Genomic DNA, 2341 nt, shown 5'->3' with positions numbered 1-2341 from the left:
CGCAGCTCCTCGCAAGCTCCATCCTGATCGCCTGCGTTAAGTTTCTTCAGCAGCGTCGATTTAGAAAACGCACCGGAGCCTACGTTGTAGGTGAAGCTGTAGAGTGCTGCGCGCTGATATTCATTCAACGGCACTTTGACCAGGCTATCGACCGTCTTCTTTACCGGCTGCAGATCATTCCACAGAAGGCGATCGCATTCGCGGTCGGTGTACTTCTTGCCTTTGATGATGTCGTTGCCTGTATGGCCGTCACAGACCGTCCAGACTCCGGCTACATCTTTGTAGGGCTCGTATACCCGCCCCTCTACACCGTCCTTACCGCCAAGGAATACCGTAGCGATAAGCATGGCTCCGCCGCCCGCGGCAGCAATCAGCTTGTTCCGCAGTGAGTTTGACATTGCCATGGGTTATTCCTCGGTGAGTCCGGGTGCGGTGGGCCAGCGCTGAAGCGCCTTTATCTGCGCCAGTGTGGCTTTGCGTTTGTAATACCAGTTGATGCCGAGCGTTAGCAGGGCGACCAGAATACCGGCCAGGACGCCTACAGCGCTCCACTCATCGGGACTAAGCCGGGTCAGAAGACCGTTGGCAATCGTCCCGGCTGACGCGCCATACGCTGCGCCCGAAGCCAGTTTGCTCATATCGATACTCATGTGACCCCCTCTATTTTTGAGGGAGCTGGCTCAATTAGGAATTGTCTACTTTCTGAACTGAGCAAGCCCGGTTAGCTTTCATCTTGTCGAGAGAAAAAAGCACCGCCCTGCCGTTGCGTAGTCAACGTTGAAGAATCCGCCTGAGCGCGGATTTTTTTATGGATAAAAATCGCCCTCTGCCACAGGTCGCTAAACCGAAGTGTGCAGTGATTGGCAGGGGCGAAAACAGGAAAGAGCACTGATACGCGTCGTCACATTCCCCATCGACATTTCACCGGTCGCTATTCTGGAAATGAGGGATGCCGTTCGAACTAATGCTCTTGCCTGTTGCGGGCTCCGTTTCGTGGAGCTAACGGCGGGTGATCAATCCGCACCTGAAGGGTACTTATTTTCAGCCTCAATGCTCATGCCCTCGCGAATGATTCATACATTCGCCAATGCACGACAGATGTAAAAAAGCCCCGCCAGCTGGTGAGGCTGCGAGGCTCTTTGGAATCCACAAGATAGTGATGGAACTGACTGCTCAACGACTACTGCCGCGAGCATATCAGAACTCTAGCACTTTCATTTCGCGTTTTCAAATTATTTTTGCGAGTTCTCTGATTTAAGCTGCAATCTTCTGCTTGTTAGCCTCCAGTTCGAACACGATCGCGTGAAACACGCTTGCTTCAAGCAGCTCTCTACACCACTTGATTCGGCGCCATGCTGACTGACTGTCGATACCAGTGAGCTTCGCCAGCTCTACTGCGATATCTTGCGAGCATTTGCGCTCGCAGTAGTATTTAATTGCTACATGTCGGATCGGGTTGTTAGGCGCAAAGAGACGGCAGATTACAGATTCAACCAGGTCGGCATCTTCTTGCTCGTTGGCGCGCTCGAGAAGATTGCTGACTGAGTTCTGAGGGTTGATGATTTGCTTTGCCCTGATGAACAGCTCATCCCCTTTGTATCCCTGCTTGTGCAGGCTCTCTACCACTTCGAAAATGCGCTCTGACTCTCTGTCGTTCCATTCCTGACGAATCATTAGCCGACCTAGCACGCTTACCTTTCCGCTGTCTGGCCCGACGTGGCCGCCGTACTTCTCGCCCCACACATCGAGCATGCATCGCACCCATGCGGACTGCAGCGGAGTAATGAGCTTTACGGGGTTGAGGTATCGCTTCTTCAGGTCTGATTTGCGTATTACCTGCGCCAGCTGTGCGAGTGCGTCAGATTGCATGCTTAACCCCCATTAGTTTTGCTGTGTTACGCAATATGCGGTAGTTGATTTCGAACATGCGGCTCATCTTCAGAATGCGAAGCCTTAGCCATTTCTCTCTGAGGTATTCGTTCATGCGAACCACCAATCAAGAATGCGCTGACCTAATGGCTTGCGCGGCCTATGGTTGTACTGCACCAGTTCGATATTTTTGTTCACTATGGATAGCTGCTTTTCCAGTCGGGCTTTCTGTCCCAGAAACACAGCCAGTCGGTAATGGTCTATTGGTTTCATGCTGCCTCCCTCTGCTTGACCAATGCCCGCAGCAAAGCCCTGTAACGCGCACGTATGCCGTCCAGCTCTTCACGGGTGTATCGGTGAGGTTCGTTGTTTGATTCGAGCGCCAGAACGCGCTGAAGGCCGATTTTGGTGATGAGATTGATGCGGTACTGCTGCTGATTGCCGGATAGCTGGACATTACATCGATGACACT

6 protein-coding genes are annotated in these 2341 nt (G+C 52.5%); all 6 read right to left on the bottom strand.

Annotated features, from left to right (window positions below; translation table 11 throughout):
- A partial coding sequence (locus JS46_RS22555) for a lysozyme (protein WP_051905678.1) occupies nucleotides 1–404 on the bottom strand: 404 nt, incomplete at its 3' end.
- Between the two features lie 3 nt (nucleotides 405–407).
- Nucleotides 408–650 carry a phage holin gene (locus tag JS46_RS22550; protein WP_033756035.1) on the bottom strand — a complete coding sequence of 81 codons (243 nt, stop codon included), beginning with the start codon at nucleotides 648–650 and terminating at the stop codon, nucleotides 408–410.
- A gap of 604 nt (nucleotides 651–1254) precedes the next feature.
- A complete protein-coding gene (locus JS46_RS22545; RefSeq protein ID WP_051905677.1) occupies nucleotides 1255–1869 on the bottom strand; it encodes a hypothetical protein in 615 nt (204 codons plus the stop codon).
- Nucleotides 1859–1936 carry a hypothetical protein gene (locus JS46_RS24855; protein ID WP_369799197.1) on the bottom strand — a complete coding sequence of 26 codons (78 nt, stop codon included), beginning with the start codon at nucleotides 1934–1936 and terminating at the stop codon, nucleotides 1859–1861. The genes JS46_RS22545 and JS46_RS24855 overlap by 11 nt, the downstream gene beginning before the upstream one ends.
- Nucleotides 1937–1980: 44 nt before the next feature.
- Complete coding sequence (locus JS46_RS24405; protein ID WP_160173340.1) at nucleotides 1981–2142, bottom strand: hypothetical protein; 162 nt, start codon at nucleotides 2140–2142, stop codon at nucleotides 1981–1983.
- The coding region (locus tag JS46_RS22540; RefSeq protein WP_033756041.1) for a recombination protein NinG at nucleotides 2139–2341 on the bottom strand (203 nt) is incomplete at its 5' end. The genes JS46_RS22540 and JS46_RS24405, both read right to left, overlap by 4 nt.

It is taken from the genome of Pantoea sp. NGS-ED-1003 (genome assembly GCF_000738765.1).
In the GTDB taxonomy this organism is placed as follows: Bacteria; Pseudomonadota; Gammaproteobacteria; order Enterobacterales; family Enterobacteriaceae; genus Pantoea; species Pantoea septica.
The sequence above is the reverse complement of the archived record's forward strand: the minus strand, read 5'-3'. Positions and strand labels throughout refer to the sequence as shown.